The sequence below is a fragment of the Erwinia sp. L03-1 genome (genome assembly GCF_058686115.1).
On sequence record NZ_CM178762.1, the window covers coordinates 3,734,347 to 3,761,114 of the forward strand.

At 56.9% G+C, this 26,768-nt stretch carries 23 protein-coding genes; 9 read left to right on the plus strand and 14 right to left on the minus strand.

Going from position 1 to position 26,768, the window contains the following annotated elements:
* Window positions 1-6: 6 nt before the first annotated feature.
* From ispC to rpsB, 5 genes are all read right to left on the minus strand, one after another.
* Window positions 7-1,209, minus strand: a complete 1,203-nt coding sequence (gene ispC / locus AC4PCC_RS17265) for a 1-deoxy-D-xylulose-5-phosphate reductoisomerase (protein WP_492125338.1) — start codon at window positions 1,207-1,209, stop codon at window positions 7-9.
* Window positions 1,210-1,348: 139 nt separating this feature from the next.
* Window positions 1,349-1,906 carry a ribosome recycling factor gene (gene frr, locus AC4PCC_RS17270; protein ID WP_067706556.1) on the minus strand — a complete coding sequence of 186 codons (558 nt, stop codon included), beginning with the start codon at window positions 1,904-1,906 and terminating at the stop codon, window positions 1,349-1,351.
* A 136-nt stretch (window positions 1,907-2,042) separates the two neighbouring features.
* Entirely contained in the window at window positions 2,043-2,768 is a 726-nt protein-coding gene (gene pyrH / locus AC4PCC_RS17275; protein ID WP_067706559.1) for a UMP kinase, read from the minus strand.
* Between the two features lie 158 nt (window positions 2,769-2,926).
* Window positions 2,927-3,778: a translation elongation factor Ts gene (gene tsf, locus AC4PCC_RS17280; protein ID WP_492125339.1), complete on the minus strand. Its 852-nt coding sequence runs from the start codon at window positions 3,776-3,778 to the stop codon at window positions 2,927-2,929.
* A gap of 234 nt (window positions 3,779-4,012) precedes the next feature.
* Window positions 4,013-4,738, minus strand: a complete 726-nt coding sequence (gene rpsB / locus AC4PCC_RS17285) for a 30S ribosomal protein S2 (protein ID WP_067706568.1) — start codon at window positions 4,736-4,738, stop codon at window positions 4,013-4,015.
* A 419-nt stretch (window positions 4,739-5,157) separates the two neighbouring features.
* On the opposite strand from rpsB, the gene map reads away from it, so the two are divergent.
* The 4 genes from map (at window position 5,158) to AC4PCC_RS17305 (ending at window position 10,408) form a co-directional block, all read left to right on the plus strand.
* Complete coding sequence (gene map / locus AC4PCC_RS17290; RefSeq protein ID WP_492125340.1) at window positions 5,158-5,952, plus strand: type I methionyl aminopeptidase; 795 nt, start codon at window positions 5,158-5,160, stop codon at window positions 5,950-5,952.
* A 154-nt stretch (window positions 5,953-6,106) separates the two neighbouring features.
* Entirely contained in the window at window positions 6,107-8,752 is a 2,646-nt protein-coding gene (gene glnD, locus AC4PCC_RS17295) for a bifunctional uridylyltransferase/uridylyl-removing protein GlnD (RefSeq protein ID WP_492125341.1), read from the plus strand.
* A 115-nt stretch (window positions 8,753-8,867) separates the two neighbouring features.
* Window positions 8,868-9,692 (plus strand): 2,3,4,5-tetrahydropyridine-2,6-dicarboxylate N-succinyltransferase, encoded by an 825-nt coding sequence (gene dapD / locus AC4PCC_RS17300; protein WP_067706579.1) that lies wholly within the window; start codon window positions 8,868-8,870, stop codon window positions 9,690-9,692.
* Window positions 9,693-10,015: 323 nt separating this feature from the next.
* On the plus strand, window positions 10,016-10,408 hold the full coding sequence (locus tag AC4PCC_RS17305) for a DUF3461 family protein (RefSeq protein ID WP_492125342.1): 393 nt from the start codon (window positions 10,016-10,018) through the stop codon (window positions 10,406-10,408).
* 190 nt (window positions 10,409-10,598) lie between these two features.
* On the opposite strand, the gene AC4PCC_RS17310 is transcribed toward AC4PCC_RS17305, so the two are convergent.
* Window positions 10,599-11,756 (minus strand): CdaR family transcriptional regulator, encoded by a 1,158-nt coding sequence (locus AC4PCC_RS17310; RefSeq protein ID WP_492125343.1) that lies wholly within the window; start codon window positions 11,754-11,756, stop codon window positions 10,599-10,601.
* A 153-nt stretch (window positions 11,757-11,909) separates the two neighbouring features.
* Between AC4PCC_RS17310 and AC4PCC_RS17315 the strand changes: the two genes are divergently transcribed.
* Window positions 11,910-12,086, plus strand: a complete 177-nt coding sequence (locus AC4PCC_RS17315; protein WP_492125344.1) for a hypothetical protein — start codon at window positions 11,910-11,912, stop codon at window positions 12,084-12,086.
* Between the two features lie 89 nt (window positions 12,087-12,175).
* Here the strand turns inward: AC4PCC_RS17315 and degP are convergent, their stop codons facing one another.
* Together degP and dgt are read right to left on the minus strand one after the other, a co-directional pair.
* Complete coding sequence (degP, locus tag AC4PCC_RS17320) at window positions 12,176-13,606, minus strand: serine endoprotease DegP (RefSeq protein WP_067706588.1); 1,431 nt, start codon at window positions 13,604-13,606, stop codon at window positions 12,176-12,178.
* A 147-nt stretch (window positions 13,607-13,753) separates the two neighbouring features.
* Window positions 13,754-15,259, minus strand: coding sequence for a dGTPase (gene dgt / locus AC4PCC_RS17325; RefSeq protein ID WP_492125345.1), 1,506 nt, complete (start codon window positions 15,257-15,259; stop codon window positions 13,754-13,756).
* Between the two features lie 127 nt (window positions 15,260-15,386).
* Between dgt and mtnN the strand changes: the two genes are divergently transcribed.
* The 3 genes from mtnN (at window position 15,387) to AC4PCC_RS17340 (ending at window position 17,270) form a co-directional block, all read left to right on the plus strand.
* Complete coding sequence (gene mtnN / locus AC4PCC_RS17330; protein WP_067706918.1) at window positions 15,387-16,085, plus strand: 5'-methylthioadenosine/S-adenosylhomocysteine nucleosidase; 699 nt, start codon at window positions 15,387-15,389, stop codon at window positions 16,083-16,085.
* Window positions 16,078-16,875 carry a vitamin B12 ABC transporter substrate-binding protein BtuF gene (btuF, locus tag AC4PCC_RS17335; protein WP_492125346.1) on the plus strand — a complete coding sequence of 266 codons (798 nt, stop codon included), beginning with the start codon at window positions 16,078-16,080 and terminating at the stop codon, window positions 16,873-16,875. Before mtnN ends, btuF begins: the two co-directional genes overlap by 8 nt.
* 143 nt (window positions 16,876-17,018) lie before the next feature.
* On the plus strand, window positions 17,019-17,270 hold the full coding sequence (locus AC4PCC_RS17340; RefSeq protein ID WP_492125347.1) for a hypothetical protein: 252 nt from the start codon (window positions 17,019-17,021) through the stop codon (window positions 17,268-17,270).
* A gap of 62 nt (window positions 17,271-17,332) precedes the next feature.
* Here AC4PCC_RS17340 and erpA read toward each other — a convergent pair whose 3' ends face one another.
* Both erpA and clcA read right to left on the minus strand, forming a co-directional pair.
* Window positions 17,333-17,677 carry an iron-sulfur cluster insertion protein ErpA gene (gene erpA, locus AC4PCC_RS17345; RefSeq protein WP_067706600.1) on the minus strand — a complete coding sequence of 115 codons (345 nt, stop codon included), beginning with the start codon at window positions 17,675-17,677 and terminating at the stop codon, window positions 17,333-17,335.
* 90 nt (window positions 17,678-17,767) lie between these two features.
* The gene (gene clcA, locus AC4PCC_RS17350) at window positions 17,768-19,204 is read right to left on the minus strand and encodes a H(+)/Cl(-) exchange transporter ClcA (RefSeq protein ID WP_492125348.1); all 1,437 of its coding nucleotides are present in this window, start codon (window positions 19,202-19,204) and stop codon (window positions 17,768-17,770) included.
* 166 nt (window positions 19,205-19,370) lie between these two features.
* Here clcA and hemL point away from each other — a divergent pair, with 166 nt between their 5' ends.
* The gene (gene hemL, locus AC4PCC_RS17355) at window positions 19,371-20,654 is read left to right on the plus strand and encodes a glutamate-1-semialdehyde 2,1-aminomutase (RefSeq protein WP_492125349.1); all 1,284 of its coding nucleotides are present in this window, start codon (window positions 19,371-19,373) and stop codon (window positions 20,652-20,654) included.
* Between the two features lie 189 nt (window positions 20,655-20,843).
* On the opposite strand, the gene fhuB is transcribed toward hemL, so the two are convergent.
* From fhuB to fhuA, 4 genes are read right to left on the minus strand one after another with little or no spacing between them, the layout of a single operon-like run.
* Entirely contained in the window at window positions 20,844-22,823 is a 1,980-nt protein-coding gene (gene fhuB / locus AC4PCC_RS17360) for a Fe(3+)-hydroxamate ABC transporter permease FhuB (protein WP_492125350.1), read from the minus strand.
* Window positions 22,820-23,701 carry a Fe(3+)-hydroxamate ABC transporter substrate-binding protein FhuD gene (gene fhuD / locus AC4PCC_RS17365; protein ID WP_492125351.1) on the minus strand — a complete coding sequence of 294 codons (882 nt, stop codon included), beginning with the start codon at window positions 23,699-23,701 and terminating at the stop codon, window positions 22,820-22,822. The genes fhuB and fhuD overlap by 4 nt, the downstream gene beginning before the upstream one ends.
* Before the next feature lie 14 nt (window positions 23,702-23,715).
* On the minus strand, window positions 23,716-24,510 hold the full coding sequence (gene fhuC / locus AC4PCC_RS17370) for a Fe3+-hydroxamate ABC transporter ATP-binding protein FhuC (protein WP_345830596.1): 795 nt from the start codon (window positions 24,508-24,510) through the stop codon (window positions 23,716-23,718).
* A 50-nt stretch (window positions 24,511-24,560) separates the two neighbouring features.
* A complete protein-coding gene (fhuA, locus tag AC4PCC_RS17375) occupies window positions 24,561-26,768 on the minus strand; it encodes a ferrichrome porin FhuA (protein ID WP_492125352.1) in 2,208 nt (735 codons plus the stop codon).

The window sequence follows — 26,768 nt, forward strand, 5'->3', positions numbered from 1 at the left end:
CGCGAATTAACGACCGACCGCGTAGCGAGCCAGGCTGGCCGATGCGGCTGCCCGCGCCTGTCGGTCAATCTCCAGCACCGCCTCAACGCTCTCTGGCTCAGCCAGGGCCAGCGTCTCCAGTACGGTGGTGTTCAGCGCTGCAATATCGGTAAAGCGGATCTGCCCGGCGAGAAATGCCGCTACGGCAATTTCATTTGCGGCGTTCAGCGTCGTGGTGGCCGCCTGCCCTGCTTCGCAGGCATCAATCGCCAGCTTCAGACAGGGATAGCGTGCGTAATCCGGCTCGGCAAAGGTCATTGCCCCCATTCGCGTAAAATCAAGCGGCGTCGCGCCAGACTGAACGCGCTGCGGCCAGGCCATCACGTGAGCGATGGGCGTGCGCATATCCGGCGACCCCAGCTGAGCCAGTACGCTGCCATCACGATAGCGCACCATGGAGTGAATGACCGACTGCGGGTGCAGGATCACTTCCATCTGGGCATCAGTCGCATTAAACAGCCAGCGGGCTTCGATATATTCCAAACCTTTGTTCATCATGGTGGCCGAGTCAACGGAGATCTTGCGCCCCATCGACCAGTTCGGATGCGCACAGGCCTGGTCCGGCGTCATATGCGCTAACGTCGCCAACGGCACGTCACGAAAGGGGCCACCCGACCCCGTCAGGATAATGCTGTCAATGCCATTATCTTCGAGAGAAGCGTACCCTAACTGCTGCTGGAGGGAAGCGGGTAAACTCTGAAAAATCGCGTTATGCTCGCTATCGACGGGAAGCAGCTGGGCCTTAGAGGCGCTGACCGCCTCCAGAAAAAGCTGGCCGCAGGTCACCAGAGACTCTTTATTGGCCAGCAGCACCTGTTTTCCGGCGCGAATAGCGGCCAGAGTGGGCATTAATCCTACCGCCCCGACGATGGCCGCCATCACCTGGTCAACCTCATCAAGCGCGGCGAGATCGCAGGCCGCCTGCTCCCCGCTCAGCACCCCGGTCGCCACGTTCAGCTCTTTCAGACGCTGCCGCAGAGCGCTGGCCGACTGTTCATCCGACATGGCGGCCCAGGCGGGCCTGAAGGCCTGGCACTGTTCTGCCATGCGATCAACGTTGCGCCCGGCGACCAGCGCCTTAACGGAGAACAGATGCGGATTCGCGCGGACGACCGCCAGCGTACTGGTGCCGATAGAGCCGGTCGAGCCGAGGATGGTCAATTGCTTCATGAGGTTGCTCTGCGTAGTGAACGGCGAAATGGGCCTGCTTGCCGCCTTCGCCAGATAAGAGAATAAATGCAAAACGCCGTAAGACTGACCACTCAAAAGAACGGCAATCTGTACGGCGTCTCATCGGCGCATGACGAACTCAGAAGTCCATCAGCTCCGCTTCTTTTTCTGCCAGCGCAACATCAACTTTCTTGATGAAGACGTCGGTCATTTTCTGAATATCATCCTGTGAACGACGCTCTTCGTCTTCACTGATCTCTTTGTCTTTCAGCAGTGCTTTAACTTTGTCGTTCGCATCGCGACGGACGTTGCGTACGGAGACGCGGCCCTGTTCAGCTTCGCCACGAACCACTTTGATCAGGTCTTTACGACGCTCTTCGGTCAGCGCTGGAAGCGGAACGCGGATATCAGTCCCGGCGGAGCTTGGGTTGAGACCCAGATCCGAGGTCATAATCGCTTTTTCAACGGCGCTGCTGATAGAACGGTCAAACACGTTAATCTTCAGCGTACGTGAGTCTTCCACCGTGACGCTGGCCAGCTGGCGAAGCGGCGTGGAGGAGCCGTAATAGTCAACCATAATGCCGTCGAGAATGCTGGGTGACGCGCGGCCGGTGCGGATTTTGCTGATGTGGCTTTTGAATGCCTCTACGCATTTGTCCATGCGCGTTTCTGCATCTTTTTTGATTTCGTTAATCACGTTGGAACCCTTGGATTCTGGTTACCAGGCAGGCCCTGTACAACAGGACCCGTTTAAAAATAGTCATTACGTCTGAGTGTAGCGCGAACTGTGCACTACGGAGGCAGAATATACCCTAACTCGACGCCGACGGATATTATTGCGTGATCAGGGTGCCTTCTTTTTCACCCATTACCACGCGGCGCAATGCGCCAGGCTTGTTCATATTGAACACGCGGATCGGTAATTTATGGTCGCGGGCCAGCGTAAAGGCTGCCAGATCCATGACCTTCAGCTCACGCTCCAGCACGTCGGCGTAGCTGATCTGATCGTACAGGGTAGCGTCAGGGTTTTTAACCGGATCGGCGGAGTAAACACCATCAACTTTCGTCGCCTTCAGGACCACGTCAGCTTCGATTTCGATACCGCGCAGGCAGGCCGCCGAGTCGGTGGTGAAGAAGGGGTTACCGGTACCGGCAGAGAAAATCACCACGCGGTTATTGCGCAGCAGGCTGATGGCCTCTGCCCAACTGTAGTTATCACACACGCCATTCAGAGGGATAGCGGACATCAGGCGGGCGTTCACATAGGCACGGTGCAGCGCATCGCGCATCGCCAGACCGTTCATCACGGTTGCCAGCATACCCATATGGTCGCCAACAACGCGATTCATTCCAGCCTGCGCCAGTCCGGCGCCACGGAACAGATTACCACCGCCGATAACCACACCTACCTGAATGCCCAGTTCTACCAGCTCTTTGACTTCCTGAGCCATACGATCCAGCACGCTTGCATCGATACCGAAGCCTTCGGCACCCTGCAGGGCTTCACCGCTTAATTTCAGCAGGATACGTTGATATACAGGTTTTGCATTGGTCGCCATGGTGTTTTTTCCTGGAAGCTATCGTCGATAAGGGGAGTTAAATCTGCTCTATCATCCCTTCAGGACCGGAGAAATACTATTGGGATGAGACTGAAAATGAGCGGCGCCTGCCGGTGGCAGACAAAAAAGAACCGCCGGAAGGCGGTTCTTATCGGGCATTAAGACTGTTTGGACATCGCAGCAACTTCTGCTGCGAAATCGGTTTCAGCTTTCTCAATACCTTCACCCACTTCAAAGCGGATGAAGCTGGTCACGTCTGCATTTTTTTCTTTCAGCAGCTGACCAACCGTTTTGGCTGGATCCATCACGAAAGGCTGACCGGTCAGAGAGACTTCGCCGGTGAATTTCTTCATGCGGCCTTCAACCATTTTTTCAGCGATCTCTTTTGGCTTACCAGACTGCATGGCGATGTCCAGCTGAACCTGGAACTCTTTCTCAACCACTTCAGCAGAAACGTCTTCTGGCTTAACAAATTCTGGCTTGCTTGCGGCAACGTGCATCGCCAGCTGCTTAACCAGCTCTTCGTCAGCATTTTTAGCCGCGATCAGTACGCCAATGCGCGCGCCGTGCAGGTAGCTGCCCAGCACGTCGCCTTCAAGGGAAGCCACGCGACGAATGTTGATGTTCTCGCCGATTTTAGCCACCAGCGCAACGCGTTCTTCTTCGAACTGTGCTTTCAGCACTTCGACGTCAGTGATTTTACCGGCAACAGCCGCGTCCAGCACTTTGTCAGCGAACGCCTGGAAACCACCATCTTTAGCAACGAAGTCAGTCTGGCAGTTAACTTCCAGAATGATGCCGTAGTTGCCTGCGATTTTGGTTTTGATCACGCCGTCAGCAGCAACGTTGCCCGCTTTTTTCGCCGCTTTGATCGCGCCAGATTTACGCATGTTCTCGATCGCCAGCTCGATGTCGCCGTTGGCTTCGGTCAGTGATTTTTTGCAATCCATCATGCCAGCGCCAGTGCGCTCGCGCAGTTCTTTTACCAGAGCAGCAGTAATATCAGCCATTCTCTCATCCTCGGTTAGCACAGCATTCGCCTGTCGGTAGCCCGGGGGCTGACGCGACAAATGCCTGGTTTCGGGAGAAACATTCCGCCCCGCCCCCCGTAAGGCGGCAAAGCGAATTCGAAAAAATAAAGGGGCCAAGCTGGCCCCTTACAGATTAACATCTGATCTTTATACCCTGGATTCTCAGATTACCGCGAACCAGGGTAGTAAGGGCGCTCTGAGGAGCGTTCCTGATTACTCAGCTTCAGCGAAGGTTTCTTCAGCCTGCTGAGCCAGGTCCTGCGAACGACCTTCACGTACGGTGGTCGCTACGGCGGTCAGGTACAGGTTTACCGCACGGATGGCGTCATCATTACCAGGGATAATGAAGTCAACACCGTCTGGATCAGAGTTAGTATCAACGATAGCGAACACTGGGATACCCAGGTTGTTAGCTTCTTTGATAGCGATGTGTTCGTGATCGGCGTCAACAACAAACAGTGCGTCCGGCAGGCCGCCCATGTCTTTGATACCGCCCAGGCTGTTTTCCAGCTTGGCCAGTTCACGCGCACGCATCAGCGCTTCTTTCTTGGTCAGCTTATCGAAGGTACCGTCCTGAGACTGGATTTCCAGGTCTTTCAGACGTTTGATGGACTGACGAACGGTTTTCCAGTTGGTCAGCATGCCGCCTAACCAGCGATGGTTTACGAAGAACTGATCGCAGCTCAGCGCAGACTCTTTGATCGCTTCGCTTGCAGCGCGCTTGGTACCAACGAACAGAATCTTACCTTTACGGGAAGAGATTTTGCTCAGTTCAGCGAGAGACTCGTTGAACATCGGCACGGTTTTCTCAAGGTTGATGATGTGAACTTTGTTACGTGCGCCGAAGATGAATGGCTTCATTTTCGGGTTCCAGTAACGGGTCTGGTGACCGAAGTGTACACCAGCCTTGAGCATGTCGCGCATGGAAACAGTTGCCATGATTACCTCTATAAAATGTGTTGGGGTTAGGCCTCCATGTATCCCATACAACCGACCCACTAAGGCAGGCGCCGAACCTGTTGTTCATTGAACGCTTAGTCTGAATAGCGTACTGATGTACGTTGCTCATCCTGCGCGGTTCGCCGTTCAACTGTCTGCGCTTATGTCGCCTTTGGGGCACCCCGGTGTATGTGTCGATACATGTGTGTTATTTACACGGGAGAGTTATGCGTTCTCAGTGACGTTTGTCACAAAGAATCGTCGGCGCGCTTTATACCACAAAGCACGGGTTGAAGCCAATATTAGTTATCACAGCGTCGCCAGGCAGAAACTGCAATTGGCAGAGCCAGGGCAGGCTGCTAACATTGCCTCACTTCCTTTATTATTGTCGAAAATAACGACATCTGCGGACAAAATTAATGGCGATCACAATTAAGACCCCTGAAGAAATCGAAAAAATGCGCGTGGCGGGCCGCCTGGCGGCAGAAGTGCTGGAGATGATTGAAGAGCACGTCCGCCCGGGTATCAGCACCGGTGAGCTGGATCGCCTGTGTCACGAACATATTGTTAATTCCCAGCAGGCGATCTCGGCCTGCCTTGGCTATCACGGCTTTCCGAAATCCGTCTGTATTTCCATCAATGAAGTGGTTTGTCACGGCATTCCGGACGATGAAAAAATCCTCAAGGATGGCGATATCGTCAATATCGACGTGACGGTCATTAAGGATGAGTATCACGGCGACACCTCCAAAATGTTTATCGTCGGCAAGCCCACTATTCTGGGCGAGCGTCTCTGCCGCATCACGCAGGAGAGCCTTTACCTGGCGCTGCGTATGGTAAAACCGGGTATTCGCCTGCGCACCCTGGGCCGTGAGATTCAAAAATTTGTCGAAGCGCAGAATTTCTCCGTGGTGCGCGAATATTGCGGCCACGGCATCGGTAAAGGTTTCCATGAGGAGCCGCAGGTGCTGCACTACGATGCGGATGACGGTGGCGTGGTACTCCAGGCCGGTATGGCCTTCACCATTGAGCCGATGGTCAATGCCGGTGATTACCGTATCCGCAGCATGAAAGATGGCTGGACGGTGAAAACCAAGGATCGCAGTTTGTCAGCACAGTACGAGCACACCATTGTGGTAACGGAAAACGGCTGCGAAATTATGACGCTGCGTAAAGATGACACCATTCCTGCCATCCTGACGCACGACGCTTAACGCGGTGACGAAAAAAGCCGGTGAGAGCCGGTTCCAGCTTGCTGAAGAATCCCACTTTTTTAAACCGGCGCAGGCCGGTTTTTTTTGATCTGTGGTGGGCGGTGGCGCTATTGTCACTGTGATAATCGTCACAGAGACCAACCAGGAGCCAGGCGTGAGCAAAAAACTGATCAATTACGGGCTGTCCGATTCGCCTGCCGACTGGGAAGAGAGCCAGCTGACGCGCGAGCAGCTGAAATTGCAGCTGGAACGCTTTCAGCAGGGGATGGCCGACGCGTTTGATAACGGTTTTGACGCCGAAGATCTGATAGCTGCGCGTACGCTGTTTATCGATCGCCTGCTGAGGCGGCTCTGGCGCTTCTACGGCTTCCCTGAACAGCTGGATATCGCGCTGGTCGCCGTGGGCGGCTACGGGCGCGGCGAGCTGCATCCGCTCTCCGATATTGATGTGCTAATCCTCAGCCGCAGCCCTCTTTCCGCGCAGGACGCCCAGCGTACCAGCGAGCTGCTGACGCTCATGTGGGATCTCAAGCTGGAAGTGGGCCACAGCGTACGCACGCTGGAAGAGTGCCTGCTGGAGGGGTTGTCCGATCTGACCGTAGCCACCAATCTGATTGAGTCGCGAATGCTGACCGGCGACGTGGCGCTCTTTCTTGAACTGCAAAAAAACATTTTCAGCGACGGCTTCTGGCGCTCGGACCAGTTTTTCGCGGCGAAGATTGAGGAACAGCAGGAACGCCATCAGCGCTATCACGGCACCAGCTATAACCTGGAGCCGGATATCAAAAGCAGCCCCGGCGGCCTGCGCGACATTCATACCCTGCTGTGGGTCGCCCGTCGCCATTTCGGTGCCACCTCGCTGGATGAAATGGTCGGTTTTGGCTTTCTGACCGGGGCCGAGCGCAACGAGCTTAACGAATGTCAGAGTTTCCTCTGGCGTATCCGCTTTGCGCTGCATCTGACCCTGACCCGCTACGATAATCGTCTGCTGTTTGACAGGCAGCTGAACGTCGCCCAGCGGCTGGACTACCAGGGCGAAGGCAATGAGCCGGTTGAGCGGATGATGAAGGATTTTTACCGCGTCACCCGGCGCATCAGCGAGCTGAACCAGATGCTGCTACAGCTGTTTGACGAGGCGATTCTGGCGCTGGGGGAAGACGAAAAACCCCGCGCTATCGACGATGAATTCCAGCTGCGCGGCTCGCTGATTGACCTGATCGATGAAACGCTTTTTGCCCGCCAGCCCGAAGCGATTATGCGCATGTTTTACACCATGGTGCGTAAGCCCGCTATTACCGGGATCTACTCCACCACCCTGCGCCAGCTCAGGCATGCCCGTCGCCATCTCAGGCAGCCCCTGTGCACCATTCCGCAGGCGCGCCAGCTTTTCCTGTCGATCCTGCGACATCCGGGTGCCGTCAGTCGGGCGCTGGTGCCAATGCATCGCCACAGCGTACTCTGGGCCTATATGCCACAGTGGGGCAACATCGTCGGCCAGATGCAGTTCGATCTGTTTCACGCCTACACCGTCGACGAACACACCATCCGCGTCCTGCAAAAGCTGGAAAGTTTTGCCAGCGAAGCAACGCGCCCGCGTCACCCGCTTTGCGTGGAGATCTGGCCGCGCCTGCCCCAGCTTGAGCTACTGCTAATGGCTGCCCTCTTCCACGATATCGCCAAAGGGCGCGGCGGTGACCACTCGATTCTGGGCGCGCAGGATGCGCTGGAATTTGCGGAATTGCACGGACTCAACTCCCGCGAAGCTCAGCTGGTCGCCTGGCTGGTGCGCCATCATTTGCTGATGTCGGTTACCGCACAGCGTCGTGATATTCAGGACCCCACCGAAATTCAGCAGTTTGCCGAAGTCATGCAGAATGAAAATCGTCTGCGCTATCTGGTCTGCCTCACGGTCGCTGACATCTGCGCCACCAATGAAAACCTGTGGAACAGCTGGAAGCAGAGCCTGCTGCGCGAGCTGTTCTTTGCCGCCGAAAAGCAGCTGCGGCGCGGAATGGAAAACAGCCCGGATCTGCGCGAGCGCGTCCGGCACCACCGACTCCAGGCGCTGGCACTGCTGCGCATGGATAATATTGACGAACAGGCGCTGCGGAACATTTGGGGGCGCTGCCGGGCAGACTATTTCCTGCGGCATACGCCCAATCAGCTGGCCTGGCATGCACGCCATCTGATGGAGCACGACCTGAGCGAGCCGCTGGTGCTGGTTAGCCCCCAGGCGACCCGGGGCGGCACCGAAATCTTTATCTGGAGCCCGGACAGGCCTTACCTGTTCGCCACCGTCGCCGGGGAGCTGGACAGGCGAAATCTGAGCGTACACGATGCGCAGATCTTCACCAGCCGGGACGGCATGGCGATGGATACCTTTATCGTACTGGAGCCCGACGGCAGCCCGCTGGCCGCCGATCGGCATGGGATGATCCGCCAGGCACTGGAGCAGGCTATCGCTCAGACCTGCTGGCAGCCGCCGAAAACGCGCCGCCCGTCTGCAAGGCTCAGGCACTTTTGCGTGGAAACCGAAGCGAAATACCTGCCGGCACATACCGACCGCCGGACCTATATGGAACTGATTGCCCTGGATCAGCCGGGCCTGCTGGCCAGAGTGGGTGAAGTCTTTGCCGATCTGGGCGTCTCGCTGCACGGCGCACGCATCAGTACCATTGGCGAGCGGGTAGAGGATTTGTTTATTCTGGCCAACGGCGACCGACGGGCGCTCAGCCCGGAATTGCGGGAAGTGTTACAACAACGGTTGACAGAGGCCCTTAATCCAAACGATAAAGTGTGACCTGGATTTACTTTTTTAACCCATCTTTCAGCGATCGGTGCAGACTGGCTGCTGACCTGAACGGGCGGTCATCTCCCCGCTCCTGACGATGATTTGACACAGGAAATTTTGATTAATGCAACAATTACAGAGTGTTATTGAAAGCGCCTTTGAGCGCCGTGCCGAGCTGACGCCTGCCAGCGCCGATACCGTTACCCGCGAAGCGGTGAATCAGGTGATCGCCCTGCTGGACAGCGGCGCCCTGCGCGTATCCGAGAAAATCGCCGGTGAGTGGGTGACGCACCAGTGGCTGAAAAAAGCGGTGCTGCTCTCTTTCCGCATCAATGATAATCAGGTGATTGAGGGTGCTGAGAGTCGTTTTTACGACAAAGTGCCGATGAAGTTTGCCGACTATGATGACGCGCGCTTCAAAAAAGAGGGCTTCCGCGTCGTGCCCCCTGCTGCGGTGCGTCAGGGGGCCTATATCGCCCGCAATACCGTACTGATGCCTTCTTATGTCAATATTGGCGCTTACGTCGATGAAGGCTCAATGGTGGATACCTGGGCGACCGTTGGATCCTGCGCGCAGATCGGTAAAAATGTGCACCTTTCCGGCGGCGTAGGCATCGGTGGCGTACTGGAACCCCTCCAGGCTAATCCAACCATTATCGAAGATAACTGCTTCATCGGCGCGCGTTCAGAAATCGTGGAAGGCGTGATAGTTGAGGAAGGTGCCGTCATTTCGATGGGCGTTTATATCGGCCAGAGCACTAAAATTTACGATCGTGAAACCGGCGAAGTCCATTACGGTCGCGTCCCTGCGGGATCGGTGGTGGTGTCGGGCAACCTGCCGTCGAAAGATGGTCGCTACAGCCTCTATTGTGCCGTGATTGTGAAAAAGGTTGATGAAAAAACCCGTGGCAAAGTGGGCATTAACGAACTGCTGCGCACCATCGACTAATCTTCTACGGGCCACATTCTGTGGCCCGTAAACTATATTTTACACCCCCCATCTCTAAACCTTTTTCCTACCGTGAATAATCGGATGCTATTGCGCAACAACTAAGCGATAATCCGCGCCGTTAAGCGCACAGGCGCTCCCCGACCGCTTTTTAGATTTTCACATATACTCACAAGTACGGGAGGAGCGAGCCGGGCAAAACCTGATTCACTGCTTAGCTTTTCTCACCGACATAGCCTGCGTGAGAATGGCGGATACCGGGCAGTCCAGCATTGCATTGCAGCGCAGCCAAAACTCTTATCTCCCGAACAGGAAACGTGACCATGTATGACAATTTAAAAGGCCTGGGTATCAGTAATCCCGACGATATCGATCGCTACAGCCTGCGCCAGGAAGCCAGCAACGATATTCTGAAAATCTATTTCCGCAAAGATCGCGGCGAGTTCTTCGCCAAAAGTGTCAAATTTAAATATCCGCGCCAGCGTAAAACCATCGTCGCCGATAACGTCGGCCAGGGTTACAAAGAAATTCAGGAAATCAGCCCCAATCTGCGTTACGTCATTGATGAGTTAGATCAGATCTGCCAGCGCGATCGGGTCGAAGTCGATCTGAAACGTAAAATCCTGGAAGACCTGCGTCATCTGGACCACGTGGTGACGAATAAGATTGCTGAAATCGAATCCGATCTGGAAAAACTGACCCGCGGCGGTCGTTAATTGCCCCCTCCGGGCAAACCGATCTGTCGGTATGCCCGATGCCAGTCCTCAGCCAGGATCAAGCCTGCTTATCCCGCGGTAACGCCACGCGCCTGGCAGCGATCGGGCTTCCTCATCCAGCTGTAGCCCTTCGGGCCATGGTGCGTTCAGGCTTCCTCATCCAGCTGTAGCGCTTCGGGCCAGGGTGCGTTCAGGCTTCCTCATCCAGCTGTAGCGCCACGTAGAGCAGCAGCCTGTCATCGAAATGACTTAGATTCAGTCCGGTCAGCTCCGACACCCGGTTAAGCCGGTATTCCAGCGTATTTCGATGAATAAACAGTGCTTTTGCCGTAGCGGAAGGCTGAACATCGTGGCTAAACCACGCGCTGAGGGTGCGCAGCAGCAGGCCGTTATTGTCCATTGCCTTAAGCTTCATCAGGGGCCGCGACAGCTCGCTGGCCTGCCATCCTCCGCGCAGGCTGTCGAGCAGCACCGGCAGCATCAGATCCTGATAAAAATAACGTCGCTGTTCAGGCATCCGCTGCTTGCCAACCAGCATGGTGGTGCGCGCCGTGCGGTAAGAGCGCGCAATACTGCCGGGGCCGGTAAAAAAGTTCCCCAGCGCAATGCGGATGCGCAGATGCCCGTTCTCTTTCATGCGCGACAGCAGCAGATCCACGCGTTTGCGATGATCCCCGGCATCATAGCGCCCATGGGTGTTAAGCGCGGGCTTTAACACCACCATCTCCGTCAGCGAAACGATGGCGATCAGGTTGTCGCGTTCGGGCGTTGTCAGCAAGGTCTGGAGCTGTTGCAGCTCAGACATGGCGCTCTCCACGCCGAGCTGGCCGCTGTCCACTTCCACCACCGCGACGACGCGCGGCTGGTCTAAATCGATCCCAAGTCGCTGTGCCCACTCCGTCAGTGCAGGCGAAAGCGTTTCACTGCGGATCAGGTTTAACACCAGCTCCTCACGCAGCCTGCTGTCCTGCGCCAGAATATGCAGCAGACGCGCCTGCTCAAGCATCATTTCAGCGGTCATACAGACCAGCTCACCGTAATGTCGCAGGCTGGCCGGTTCCCCGGTCAGACCGATGACGCCGACGATATCACCGGCAATGCGCATTGGCAGATTAATCCCCGGACGCACCCCATGCAGGTGCTTCGCCACCGCGTCGTCTATATCCACAACCCTTGCCTGGGACAGCGCCAGCAACGCACCTTCGTGCAATTCGCCAATACGCTCATGGTCGCCACTGCCGATAATTCTGCCGCGTGCATCCATCACATTGACGTTGCTATCAATAATCTGCATCGTGCGGGCGACAATCTTCTGCGCCAGCCGTGCATCGAGATGACTGGTGGACATGAATCACTCCTGAAAAACCCTGGATAAGCCAGCATAACGGGCAGATCCCGGCCTGCCATTGTGCAACTGCCCTAAGTGCAGCGCCTTATACGAAAATTGCGGCAAGGTTCACAAATGAGCGGCCAGGAAAGCCGCCGGAGCCGGGGCGCAGTGATGTCAGATATCGCGGATGTATCAGGTATTGCAGAAGTGTCCAATATCGCAGAGGTATCAGATATCGCGGATGTGCCGGGTATCGCAGAGGTATCAGATATCGCGGATGTATCAGATTTAGCGGATGTATCAGGTATTGCAGATGTGCCGGGTATCGCGGGCACGCCAGGAGAGTAATTGAAGGTAAACCAGGTGCCGGTTGGTCACCGGCACCTGCCTGCTGGCACTATTACACGCCGTTATTTCGAATACTGCCCGACCGCTACCTACTGCATTAGCAGGTAGATCGAGCTGTCACCGCGTTGAATGTTCAGCGCCAGCACGGAAGGCTTGGTGTCGAGGATTTTACGCAGCTCGCCCAGGTTAGCAATGGCCTGCTGGTTAACACCCAGGATAACATCATCCTTCTTCAAACCAATATTCGCCGCGGCTGAACCCGGCTTGACGCTGTCGACCTTCACGCCTTTCACCCCTTTGGCCTCGAAGTTGCTCAGGTCTGCGCCTTCAATTCCGGTATAAATATTGCCGGAATCGACCTTAGTCTGCGTGCTCTGCTGGAGCTCAACGTTAACCGTCAGCGGCTTGCCGTCACGGATCAGGCCCAGGGTCATTTTCGTGCCAACCGGCAGCGATCCAATCTGCGCGCGCAGGGCAGCAAAGCTGGAAATGGCCTTACCGTTGATGTTAACCACCACATCGCCTGCCTTCACGCCGGCCTTCGCAGCAGAAGAGTTAGCCAGCACCTGGCTGACAAACGCGCCGCGCTGAGCGTCGACCTTCATCGCTTTAGCCAGCTCGGAGTTCAGTTCGGTGCCCATAATGCCCAGCTCACCGCGTTTCACCTGGCCATATTCGACCATCTGCGCCGTCAGGTTTTTCACCATATCGGACGGGATAGCAAAGCCGATACCAATGTTACCGCCGTCCGGTGCCAGAATCGCGGTATTAATGCCGATCAGTTCACCGTTAAGGTTGACCAGCGCGCCGCCGGAGTTGCCCCGGTTGATCGCCGCATCGGTCTGAATAAAGTTTTCATAGTTTTCGACGTTTAAGCCACTGCGCCCCAGCGCTGAAACGATCCCGGAGGTAACGGTTTCACCCAGGCCATAAGGGTTACCAATCGCGACGGTGTAGTCGCCAACGCGCAGATCGTCAGAGTCGGCCATTTTGATCGCGGTAAGATTTTTCGCATCTTTAAGCTGAATAAGCGCAATATCGGAGCGGGGATCTTTACCGATGACTTTTGCATCATACCGACGACCATCGCTGAGCTGGACCTGAATTTTAGTCGCGTTATCGACCACATGGTTATTGGTCACCACATAGCCTTTGGCGGCATCAATCACCACGCCCGATCCCAGCGCCCGGAATTTTTCCTGCTGAGTATCGGCGCCGCCCTGATCCTGACCCCCTCCCTGACAGACGGGTGAGTTCTGGAAGGGTGAACCATCCTGACAGAACGGCGAGTTACCGCCGAAGAACTGCTGGAACTGCTGCGGCAAACGCGGCGTACGAACGGTGGTGCTCCCTTCAACATTAATACTCACCACCGAAGGCATCACTTTTTCTAACATCGGTGCCAGGCTCGGAAGCTGCTGGTTAGAAGAAGAAGCGGTTTCTGCCGCGGAGGCAGTCAGCGGGGTCATCGCCATTCCCAGGCTCAGAGCCAACGCGCCAGCTAAAATAGTTTTTTTCATGCGTCTTTTCTCTATGTGTCCAATAATGCAACCATTGCTGTGGTCGTGTTGGTAAGATTCAATTATTATCGCTAAGTTCATGTATAAGTTTCAGCTAAAGGTAAAAATTTATTCTTTGACTTTACAAAACTTAAACGCCCATCGTTATTATTCGACGGCCATTAAACGACGATACTCATCCCAGGCATACAGATCGGTCATGCCGCTTACGTAATCCTGAAGCATACGCGCCCGATAATAATATTCCCAGATGGCAATATCATTGCCCCGCTTATCCAGACGCCCGACGGCTTCACTGTAGGCAAGCCGAAAACGCGTCGACAGTTTATGGAAAAGACGTGTTTCAATAGGAAAGTGTTTTAAGTAGTCTTTTTCCATCAGCTCGGAAAATTCCTCCCTGCTGAGCGCTAAGAGTGGGCGATAAATATCCAGCAGGCCGCTAATAACACGGTATCCCTGTAGCTCAAGCTGCTCAACGTCAGGATGATTAAACACATGACTGAAGGCGACTTTTTTGAATATTTCCAATAACTGGTTTTGAGGACTGCCATCCTCCAGAAGCGCCGCATTAAATTCACCGCTAAAAACCGCCGACAAATTATCTATAAAGCGGCTGGCGGTATGCGGGACCAGTCTGGCCACGGTATTCACCCGCAGATACATAAAGAACTGATCCTCACTGCTGCGGCTGAACTGCTGGCTACGGGATTTTTCCAGCGCGCTGGTCACCACCAGCTGAAACAGATCGTTGTGCTGGTGATCCGGCCAGAGAGCAAACAGGTGTTCATAAAGTTGTTCGACGGTGAAAATCTTTTTCTCCACCGCATCCTCTAAATCCGCCACGCAATAAGAAATATCGTCGGCGGCCTCCATAATATAGGTCAGAGGGAAACGACAGTGAGGCTCGAGATCCAGCTCTTTACGCAGCCGACCGACATACTCCTCTTCTGAAAGATAATAGCCGGGCTTCTTCATCAGATAATCATGCGTGGCGGGTATTTCGCCATTGAACCAGGCCGGGCGGGTATATTTAAATATGCAGCCGACCTGGGCCCAGGTGAGATTCATTTTCAGCAGTGAGTGCACCATGCGGATCGCCTGCGCGTTGCCCTCAAAATGTGAAAGGTCCTGGCGGATCTTCGCCCGGAGATCGTTAAATCCATCGGTCTGATAACGCAGCACTTCGGGTTCACAGCGGTCGGCCCGTGCATTATCTGGCCGGTGAGTCGCATCCAGCCGCTGCGTAAACCAGTCATTGATTGCCGATTCGCCAAAGTGTCCGAAGGGCGGGTTACCAATGTCATGCATCAGGCAGGCCATTTCCACGATACTTTCAAATGGCCCGGTCAGCTGTGAAAGACCATATTTCTCCAGCTTATCCAGCTCTTTGAAGCGGGTGAGCACTTCTTTGGCAATATAGCGGCCTACCTGCTGCACCTCCAGAGAGTGGGTCAGACGGGAACGCACCGCCGCATTGCGTTCCAGTGGGAAGACCTGCGTTTTCTGCTGGAGCCGACGAATGGCCGCAGAATTGATAATACGCCCACGATCGCTTTCGAAAATACGTAAAATTTCATGCTCGTCTTTTTGCCCCGTCTGGGGATGGTAGCGGCGCTGATAATTAATTTTTTTCCTGAAGTCGATATCGTTCATGCCTGGGTCCCCTTTTTCCACCCGATACCCGCTGGAGGTGCGTTTTGTGGATTATGTCCTGTATCCTGCCATGCTAGACTATGCGCTGAAAAGACAGGAAATTTCCACCACATTAGCGAGTATCTCTATGAAAGCAGGCATTATTGGTGCAATGGAGCAGGAAGTTACCCTGCTGCGCGACAAAATCGAAAACCGTCAGACGCTGACGCTGGCGGGCTGCGAAATTTACACCGGTACGCTGAACGGTGTTGAGGTGGCCCTGCTCAAATCGGGCATTGGCAAGGTTTCTGCTGCAATGGGCACCGCCCTGCTGCTTGAGCGCTGCAAACCTGACTTTATTATTAATACGGGCTCTGCGGGCGGCCTGGCCCCCACGCTGAACGTGGGTGATATTGTGGTGTCTGACGAAGTCCGCTACCACGACGCCGATGTCACCGCCTTTGGCTACGAGCTGGGACAGATGGCGGGCTGCCCGGCGGCCTTCACCGCTGATGCTGCGCTGATTGAAGCCGCAGAAGCCTGCATCAGCCAGCTCGGGCTGAATGCCGTTCGTGGTCTGGTCGTCAGCGGCGATGCTTTTATTAACGGTGCCGGCCCGCTGACGCAGATTCGTACCCACTTTCCAAAAGCCATCGCCGTTGAAATGGAAGCTACCGCCATCGCCCACGTCTGCCACCAGTTTGGCACACCCTTTGTCGTGGTTCGCGCTATCTCTGACGTGGCGGATCGTGAATCCCACGTCAGTTTTGAAGAGTTCCTCTCCGTTGCCGCAGCCCAGTCATCGCTGATGGTTGAAACGCTGCTCACGCACCTGTCGCGTGGCTAACTATCGCGTACTGCTGCTGCTGTGCGGGCTGGTATTCGCCGCAGCGGCGGCTCCGGTGCCGAGGGTGGTAACCCTGGCACCGAATCTGACCGAACTGGCCTTTGCCGCCGGTATTACGCCAGTGGCCGTCAGCACGTATTCCAGCTATCCCCCGGCGGCGGCAGGCATTGAGCAGGTTGCCAGCTGGCAGGGAATCAATACCGAACGCATCATTGCACTTAAACCGGATGTGGTTCTGGCATGGCGCGGCGGCAACCCGCAGCGCCAGGTTGACCAGCTTCGTGCGTTTGGCCTCCGGGTGGAGTGGATTGACCCCATTAGCCTCGATCAAATTATTGCCACCGTACGTCAGCTAAAGGTCTGGAGCCCGCACCCTGAAAGCGCGGAGCAGGCGGCCTCCCAGCTTGAGCGCCAGCGGGACAGGCTGCGCCAGCGCTATACGGGGGCGGCGCACAGGGCCGTCTTTCTGCAGTTTGGCCAGCACCCACTCTTTACCACCTCCGGCCATACGTTGCAGAACCACATTCTTTCGCTGTGCGGCGGCGTAAATATCTTTGCTGACAGTCGTGTGGCATGGCCGCAGGTGAGTCGCGAGCAGGTTCTGCTGCGACATCCGGCGGCGATTGTTACCCCTGGAAAAGAAGCGCAGGCCGGGGTGGTTCAGGATTTCTGGCAACCCCAGCTTAACGTGCCAGTGATTGTTATCAATGATGACTGGTTTAGTCGGGCAGGTCCGCGTATCATCCTGGCTGCTCAACAATTATGCAGTAGTCTGCATCCTGAGCGATAAGTGCAGCTTAAAAACGTTATCAAAACGGTTAAAGCTTCGGTAAATAGAGTCGTTAACATCATAGAGAGCCGGTGAGTATTTTCACTTCCGCGCGCTCCTTTGGGCATAAGCCCTGATTTTTTTACACCAGGAAATAAACCATCATGAAAGCCGTTTATCTGGCCCTTGGCCTGATTATGGCTGGTCGCGCCTGCGCTGCATCCATTACCGGCAGCATCGGGGTCAAACTGACCGTTTACCCGCAGTGTTACATTGACGGGCAAAGCACGACGCCAGCATCTTCTCGCGCAGTCAACTGTGGTCGGCGACTTGACGCCCAGCCAAAAGTGACCCAGACCGTTATTTCACCGGAGGCCTCTCAAAGCGGAACAACATTGATGACGGTTGAGTGGTAAATGCAGAAAGGCAAAGAAAGAATATGCCCCGGGAGCAATCTCTCCGGGGCACCAAAGCAGAGTCAGATACTGAAAGAGGAACCACAGCCGCAGGTGGTTTTGGCATTGGGGTTAGTCACGATGAATCGCGATCCTTCCAGCCCTTCGGTGTAGTCCACCGATCCCCCCACCAGGTATTGCAGGCTCATCGGATCGACCACCAGTGAAACACCCGATTTCTCGATGGTCATGTCACCGTCATTCACTTTATCGTCAAAGGTGAACCCATACTGAAAGCCGCTGCAGCCGCCACCGGTGATATAGACCCGCAGCTTCAACTCAGGATTTTCTTCATCTGAAATCAGATTCTTAACTTTACTGGCCGCTGCGTCGGTAAATTGCAGGGGCAGAGCCATTTCATCACTCATTTAATACTCCAGTATGCATTAAGGCAGGAAGCCTTACAGGTCATAAATCGACCATCATGTGCACCATTATCCAATACACCCGTATAGCAATCAAGTATCAGCCTGTTTACCCGCAGACAGGGTGGCATTCCGTGCGGCCAGTGCGCAATCCTCTTTCTTTTGCTGCCTTTCCAGAATACGCGCCAGCAGCGACGAGTAGAGCGGTTTACCGCCGAGGAACTGAGCCAGCAGCGTGGCGCCCAGGCAGGTGATAATCATGGGTAAGATGAGCTGATAGTTATCGGTCATCTCCAGCACCAGCACGATACCGGTCAGCGGCGCGCGAACGGAGGCGGCAAACAGCGCGCCCATACCGGCTATCGCAAAGGTGCCCGCGTCAAGATGGTAAGCGGGAAACAGCGCAGCGCTAACCAGGCCAAATGCCGTTCCCAGCAGCGTACCCAGCGCCAGCATCGGGGCAAAGATACCACCGGGCGCGCCGGAGCCAAAACAGAGCAGCGTGGTTAGGATACGCGCGATGAAAATAAACAGCAGCATACCCACGGTATAATGACCCGCCGCTGCAATCGGGATCAGGGCAAACCCGCCGCCTGCCGCCTCGGGTTCAATCATCCCCAGCACGCCGCACACGCCTCCCAGCGCAGCCCCAACCCACAACAGCTTGTGCCGACTGTCGCCATACAGCCGCTGGAACAGGGCCTGCGATTTAAAGATTAGCGCGTTAAACAGTACGCCCACTATGCCGAAAATCATCCCCAACAGCAGGTAGAGCCACAGCGTATTGACCGGCGCGCTGGCCAGTTTGCCGACGTTGATTACCGCTCCTTCGCCGTTGAAGATACGAAAAACCACGCTGGAGGCGATGACGCCAATAAACACCGCTTTGATTGATATTACGCTGTAGCGAAATTGCAGCCGCATCTCTTCAATAATAAACAGGATCCCGGCCAGCGGTGCATTAAAAGCCGCTGCCAGCCCCGCCGCCGCGCCCGTTGCCAGCAGAGAGTGCCGCGCCTCCGCGCTTTTCATGCGGAAAATATCCAGCACCATCCGCCCCAGATTTCCGCCCATCTGTACGGTCGGTCCCTCACGCCCCAGCACCATCCCAGCCCCCAGCGTGCCCATACCGCCGATAAACTTGACCGGAATAACCCGCCACCAGCGTACGGGTCTCAGCTCTTCAAGCGCCCCTTCAATTTCGGGAATTCCGGATCCAGACGCCTCAGGCGCAAAGCGCTGAACCAGCCAGTAGCCCGCCACGGCCAGCAGCGCCGAGAGAATAAAAGCCAGCGGAAACAGCAGCCAGTGCGCATCAAGGGTAGCCAGCAAAGACAAACGCCGGGTCGTGACCCAGAGGACGGCCTTTTCAAACCCTACCCCCAGCAGGCCAGCCAGCATTCCCACCACGCCGGCGAGAACCAGCACCGCCACCGGTGTTTTATCGCGCTTGAGCAGTAGGCGAAGAAAGTCGCCGCGGCGGGCGGGAACGGAGGACAACGTATCGGTAGAAGGGGACGCTGAGTTCATAGGGGTTACATTTTGTTCTAACAGAGGGGATATCATACTCAGCATCCGCGCAATGTCTTATGAAAAATCAACAGCGTTGCGCATTAACGCGCGTCTTATCTTTTAACCCGCCGCCATGTTCCTTAGAATGGCGGGGTTTTCTTAGCAAATCCTCAGGAGCGGAACCATGAGTAAGTCTGAAAATTTGTATGCTCAGGCACAGCAACTAATTCCCGGCGGCGTTAACTCGCCGGTACGCGCCTTTACCGGCGTTGGCGGTGTACCGCTCTTTATCGAACACGCTGACGGCGCAAGGCTGTACGACGCCGACGGTAAAGCTTATATCGACTATGTCGGTTCATGGGGGCCGATGGTACTGGGCCATAACCACCCCGCCATCCGTGATGCGGTCATCGAAGCCGCAGGACGTGGGCTGAGCTTCGGCGCACCGACCGAGATGGAAGTAAAAATGGCGCAGCTGGTAACCGACCTGGTACCCACCATGGATATGGTCAGAATGGTCAACTCCGGTACGGAAGCGACCATGAGCGCCATTCGCCTGGCGCGCGGTTTTACCGGCCGCGACAAGATCATTAAGTTTGAAGGCTGCTATCACGGCCACGCCGACTGCCTGCTGGTGAAAGCGGGATCCGGCGCACTGACGCTGGGCCAGCCTAATTCACCGGGTGTTCCCGCTGATTTTGCCAAACATACCCTGACCTGCACCTATAACGATCTGGACTCGGTACGCGCGGCTTTTGAGCAGTATCCCCATGAGGTAGCCTGTATTATCGTTGAGCCGGTTGCGGGCAACATGAACTGCGTGCCGCCGCTGCCTGACTTCCTGCCGGGCCTGCGCGCCCTGTGTGACGAGTTTGGCGCGCTGTTTATCATTGATGAAGTGATGACCGGCTTCCGCGTGGCGCTGGCCGGTGCGCAGGCTCACTACGGCGTGGTGCCCGATCTGACCTGCCTGGGTAAAATCATCGGCGGCGGAATGCCGGTCGGGGCCTTCGGCGGACGCCGCGAGGTGATGGATGCGCTGGCACCTGTCGGTCCGGTCTATCAGGCGGGTACGCTTTCCGGTAACCCCATCGCCATGGCCGCCGGATACGCCTGCCTGAGCGAAATCGCTAAACCTGGCGCTCATGACAGACTGACGGCGCTGACCGACCAGCTGGCAGAAGGCCTGCTGGCTGCGGCAAAAGCAGAAAACATCCCGCTGGTGGTCAACCATGTCGGCGGTATGTTTGGCCTGTTCTTTACCTCAGCAGATACCGTCACCCGCTATCAGGACGTGATGGAGTGCGATGTGGAGCGTTTTAAAACGTTCTTCCATCTGATGCTTGAAGAGGGTGTGTATCTGGCTCCTTCCGCCTTTGAAGCGGGCTTTATGTCGCTGGCGCACACCCAGCAGGATATCCAGTTCACCGTCGACGCTGCGCGTCGCTGCTTCGCGAAGCTGGCCTGAATCACCCTGTCTCCCGGATCGCAAATGCGAATGACGCATCCGGCATCGGGAGAATCCGCGTAACCCTCCGGCTTCCCTGACGGGAAGCCAACGCGAAAAAGCCTGCCCGGGAGACCGGCGCAGGCCCACGCCCACGCCCTCGCCCTCGCCCTCGCCTGCTGGCGTAAATCATCCTGTCCGCACTTCTGTTTACATTTTCCGCAGCAGATACACAAAGTAAGGCGCGCCGATAAAGGTCGCCAGCAGTCCCGCCGGGATCTGGTCGGGGAATGCCACCATCCGACCACACCAGTCCGCTATCACCATCAGCCCACCGCCCAGCAGCGCCGACATCACCTGCTGGGGTAAGGTACGGCGGAAGCCAAGCATCCGCGCAATGTGCGGTGCCATCAGCCCCACAAAGCTCAGCGGTCCAATCGTCAGCGTGGCGGCCGCAGTCAGCGCTGCCGCCAGCAGCAGCAACAGCAGCCGGGAGGATTTCAGCGCCATACCCAGCGAACGGGCCGTCTCGCCGCCCAGCGGCAAAATAGTTAGCCAGCGGCGGCAGAGCGGAACCAGCGCCAGCAGCAGCGCGGCGGTGACGGCCGTACGCCACGCCTGGAGGGCATCAACGTGATAGGTTGAGCCAGAGATCCAGGTCATCAGCCGGGCCATACGCGGATCGCCGCTGGCCATCAGCAGCAGCAGCAGCGTACCAAAGGCGGTACTCAGCGCCATCCCCGCCAGCAGCATACGTTCCGGTGAGAATCCCCCTCTTCCGCTGGCGAGGGTGATAACCAGCAGCGTCGCGGCCGCGCCAAGCGTACCCGCTGGCAGCAGCCAGCCAAAGGCATCGCCGGGCACGATAAACAGCATGACCACCACGCCAAACGCCGCGCCCGAGCTGATGCCCAACACTTCCGGGCTGGCCATCGGGTTGCCGGTCAGCCGCTGAACGATGCACCCGGCTACGCCCAGCATCATGCCGGTCGCCAGCGCCGCAGACAGTCGCGGCAGTCGCCAGGGCAGCAGCTGATCCCACAGCTGGCCCGTCGCCCACTGCCAGCTATGGGCGTCGCGTCCCAGGCTCAGCGCCAGGGTCGCCAGCAGCAGCAGCGCCACCCCGCCCACTGCCGCCCACAGCAGCACGCGATGCCGCTCACCGGTCAGCCCTTCCCGCTGGCTGGCCGCAGACGGCACCGAGGTGGTACGCAGGCGCGGCAGCAGCCAGAGCAGCAGCGGTGAACCGATAATCGCCGTCGCCGTGCCGGTTGACACCTCCCGCCAGTTATCGGTCAGCCAGATAACCGCCTGATCGGCCAGCCAGAGCAGCAGCATCCCGATCAGCGGGGCCAGCAGCATACGGCTGAGCAGTCGCCGTGCGCCAAGCATCTTCGCCAGCAGCGGGGCAAACAGGCCAATAAAGCCAATAATCCCGGCGGCGTTCACCAGCTGGGCGCTGAGAATAATCGCCAGCGCCAGCACGCCCATCCGGGCAGCCGACAGCGCCAGTCCGAGATTTTTAGCGACGCCATCATCCAGCCCCATCAGCATCATCGGGCGCAGCAGCAGCAGGGAGAGCAGGAAGCCTACCAGCAGCTTTGGCCAGAGGAAGATAACGTTTTGCCAGTCCATCTGGTTAAGGGTGCCGGTACTCCACAAAAACATCCCCTGCAGACGATCGTGGTTAAACAGCCCCAGCAGCTGATTCACCGCCCCGCAGTAGAGCGACAGGACCAGCCCGGCCAGGATCAGCGTTACCGGGGAAAGTCGCTTTCCCCAGGCGATACCGAACACAATCAGCCCCACGATAATCGCCCCACTCATGGCGGCGATCTGCTGGGTAGCCAGCCCGCCCGGCAGGCTCCACAGCGTCACCACCGTCAGGCCCAGCTGTGCGCCGGTTGCGACGCCCAGCGTGGTGGGCTCCGCCAGCGGATTACGCAGCACCTGCTGAAACAGCAGCCCCACCAGCCCAAGACCGGCCCCCACCAGCAGCGACATCGCCAGGCGCGGCAGCAGGCTGTAGTGGAACACCATCTGCGTGACGCTATCTATATCGGGGGCAGTGAGCGCCTTCAGCCACTGGTCGCGGGGCAGATGCTGACCAAAGTTATAAAAAGTCAGCATCGCGGCCAGCGCAAATAACAGCGTCAGCAGGGTCACCGGGAAGCGAATAGTGGCGTTCATGATGTCCCCAGCGCGCGTTCAAGCGTTTGACAGAAGCGCATCGCAGACAGCGTTGCACCATAGAACCAGACCTGCGGTACGCGCTGGAAGCGATTCTCACGCACAAAGGGCATCGACTGCCAGAGCGGCGTCGAGGTGACCTGCTGCATAAGCGATTCATTTTCATGATCGAAGCAGATCGCCTCTACATTATGCATGGTCGCCAGGCGTTCGATACCAATAACCGCGCTGCCCCAGAAGTTGGTTTCCCCCTGCCAGGCGTTTTCAATTCCCAGCGCGTTCATCACCTCAAGAAACAGGCTGCCTTTTCCGAAAACCAGCGCATGGCGGGGATCAAGAATGGACATCAGCAGCAGCGGCCTTTTCGCGCGGTGAGCCAGCCGCGTTTTAGCCCCGGCCACGTAAGCGTCGTACTGTGCCAGATGGGCTTTCGCCTGCGGCACGCGGCCTAATCGCCCGGCCAGCTGCATCAGGGAGTTGCGCGCCATGCTCAGGGGTTTCCCGCTGGCATCGCTGAAAGGAAAGCCCATCGAGGGGGCAATCCGATCGATTTTGTCCTGCGCCGGGCCATAGCCCGAGGAGAAAAGGATCAGGGAGGGTTTCATCTGGATTATGAGCTCCAGATTAGGTTCAGTACGCAGGCCGACATCGACCGTGGATGCCGGTAGCGCAGGCTGGCCGACCCACTGCTGATAGTTGAAAATTTCAGCCGCGCCCATCGGTGCCACGCCCAGTGCCAGCAGCAGCTCGGCGGGCAGCCATTCAAGCGTAATAATGCGGCTGACATCAATGTCCTGTGCCGCCTGGCTTTGCAGCGCGGGCAGCAGGGGTGAAAGCGCCATCGCCATCAGCAGGCGGCGGCGAAAAAGATCCGGCATGACGTCTCAATCCCTCAGTATACAAAGCTCACCGGCGCACCGCCGTGAGGATGCGGCAAAATCCCCATGGGGATGCCGTAAATGCGCCCAAGTGATTCCGCCTGCATAATCGCTGCGGCATCTCCCTGGGCGATCATTTCCCCTTCCCGCAGCGCCACCAGCCAGTCGCTGTAGCGGGCGGCAATATTAATATCATGGAGAATTGCAATGACCGTCAGGCCGCGCTCGTGGCTCAGCCGCTGGATTAGCGCCAGCACTTCAACCTGGTGCGCAATATCCAGCGCCGAGGTCGGCTCATCCAGCAACAGGCAGCGGCTATTCTGCGCCACCAGCATGGCGATCCAGGCCCGCTGACGCTCTCCCCCGGAGAGGCTGTCAACCAGCCGCTTAGCAAACGCGTCCAGCCCGACCAGCGCAATTGCCTCATCAACCCGATCGCAATCCTCCGAGCCAAAACGGCCCAGCGCACCGTGCCACGGATATCGCCCCATCGCCACCAGCTCGCGCACCGTCATCCCTTCTGCGGACGGCAGCTGCTGCGGGAGATAGGCTACCTCACGGGCAAAGGCTTTCCCCTTCCATTCTGACACCGGCCGATCGTTGAGCAATACCCGGCCTGCGGTGGCCGCGTGGTGCCTGCCAAGCAGCTTCAGCAGCGTCGATTTGCCCGAGCCGTTGTGACCTATCAGCCCGCAGACTTTCCCGGCAGGGAAGGTCAGGGATAGCGGCTGCAACAGCGTACGGCCAGGAACGGTAAAAGAGGCGTTATCAAGCGAGAAGGTAGTTTCAGTTGCATGCAGATGAGACATAGCGGTCTTCTGATTGGTGGGCGCAGCAGAGCCGCGCCCGGGTGCAAAGATTAGAAACGGAAGGTTGCCGTGCCGACGATCTCACGTTCAGCGCCCCAGTAGCAGGCGTAGTCGCGGTAGCAGCTGGCAACGTAGTTACGATTAAACAGATTACTTACGTTAACGCCAATTGACGAGCCCGGCATGCCAAAGCGGCCCAGATCGTATTTAACCAGCGCATCCACCGTGGTGTAGCCTGCGACGTCAAAGTTCTGATTGCTCTTAACGCCATTGTTTACCGTCTCTGCGTACAGGCCTTTGCTCTCTCCAATATAGCGCACGCCTGCGCCCAGGGTCAGCCCGGAGAGCGCGGTCTCATGGAAGGTATAGTCTGCCCAGAGGGAGGCCATATTTTTCGGCACTTCAACCGGCGTCCTGCCCTTCAGCAGGGTATCGTGGGTATATTCTGCATCGGTATAGGTGTAGGCCGCCGTCACGTTGACGTTTTCGTTGACCGCCGCTTTGGCCTCCAGCTCTACGCCGCGCGAGCGAATTTCACCGCCCTGCACGCTGAAGTTAAGATTGCGCGGATCGGCAGTCAGGTTTTTGGTTTTGGTCAGCTGATAGACTGCACCGGTTAGCACCAGGGGGCGATCTTTCGGTACATATTTCACCCCGGCCTCATACTGTTTGGCGCGGGAAGGATCGAACGTCGCGCCGTCCAGGGTGCTGCCCGCAGTCGGAATAAAGGATTCGCTGTAGCTAAAGTAAGGCGCGATGCCGTTGTCGTAAACGTAGTTAAGCCCGCCGCGCCAGGTGAACGCCTGATCGTGGTTTTTTGCCAGGCTGTCGCCGCTGCGGTTGTAAGCAGAGGTCATCGCGTAGTCGTAGCGGCCGCCCAGGGTCAGTACCCAGCGATTCCACTCCATCTGATCCTGCGTATACAGGCCGGTCTGTTCCTGCTTGTTCAGATAGTGATAGGGAAACAGCGAACCCGGCACCATTTGATCGCTGCCATACTGCGGATTCAGTGCGCTAAGCGAAGTCGCCGAGCCGAAACCGGCGTTGATATCGTTGCGGGTGCGCTGATAGTCGACGCCCATCAGCAGCGTATGATCCACCTGCCCGGTGGCAAACTTCGCCTGCAGCTGGTTATCAACGGCAAACTGATTCAGTTTTTCCTCAGAGACGGCGTAGCCACGCGAAATGGTATTGGTGCTGCTGTCTAAACCGCTACCGTAGATGCTGCGATAATTCGTGCGCAGATCGGCATAGCGCAGGTTCTGCCGCACGGTCCAGGTATCGTCAAAGCTGTGCGAAAAGTTATAGCCAATCATTTTGGTGTTGCGGGAGATCTTGTTGCTGGCTTCGCCCTCATCAAAATCCCGGCCCAGCTTATGCTGATTGCCATTCGCATCGACGATCGGCACGACCGTACCCTGGCGCGGCAGCCAGCCGTAGTAGCCGGTTTGTGGTTCGTTCTGGAAATAGGTCAGCAGGGTAAAATTGGTTTTATCATCGGGCTGCCAGCTAAAGGAAGGCGCGATGGTGTAGCGTTTTTCCTTCTGCATGTCCTGCTGCGCATCCTGGCTGCGAGCCAGGCCGGTCAGGCGGTATGAGTAGACGCCCGCATCATCAATAGCGCCACCGAAATCAAAGCCGGTAGAGAAACGGTTGTCGGTACCCATCTGGAACTGCACTTCACGCAGGGTTTCGGTGGTCGGACGCTTGCTGACCAGTGACACCACCCCGCCCGGGTTACTTTTTCCATACAGAACCGACACCGGCCCGCGCAGCAGCTCGGCGCGCTCCAGGAAGTAAGGATCGATGGCGAACTCAGAGTAGTTATCGCCCTGTAATTTCAGGCCATCCAGATACTGGTTAGTGTTGGTTTCACTAAAGCCACGAATGGAGAGCGCATCTATCACGTCGGAGCTGCCGCGGTTGCCCGTCAGCACGCCCGGCGTATAGTTGAAGGCGCTTTTTACCGTAGTGACGTTATGCAGCGCCATCTCTTCCTGAGTGACGACGGAAACCGACTGCGGATTTTTTTCAATCGGCGTATCGGTTTTAGTGCCGGTCGCGCTGCGCTTAGCCGCGATGGTAGGCGCAGGCCCCCAGGCGCTCTCCTGCTGCGGCGGCGCCGCGCTGGCGTCGACGGTAAGGGTCTGCTCAGCCGCGAAGGCAGAAGAGGACGAAACCGCCAGCGTCACCAGGACGGCCAGTCGGCGTTTAGAGGTAGTGAATAATGAAGAAGGAAGCAGGAATTCGGTCGCCAT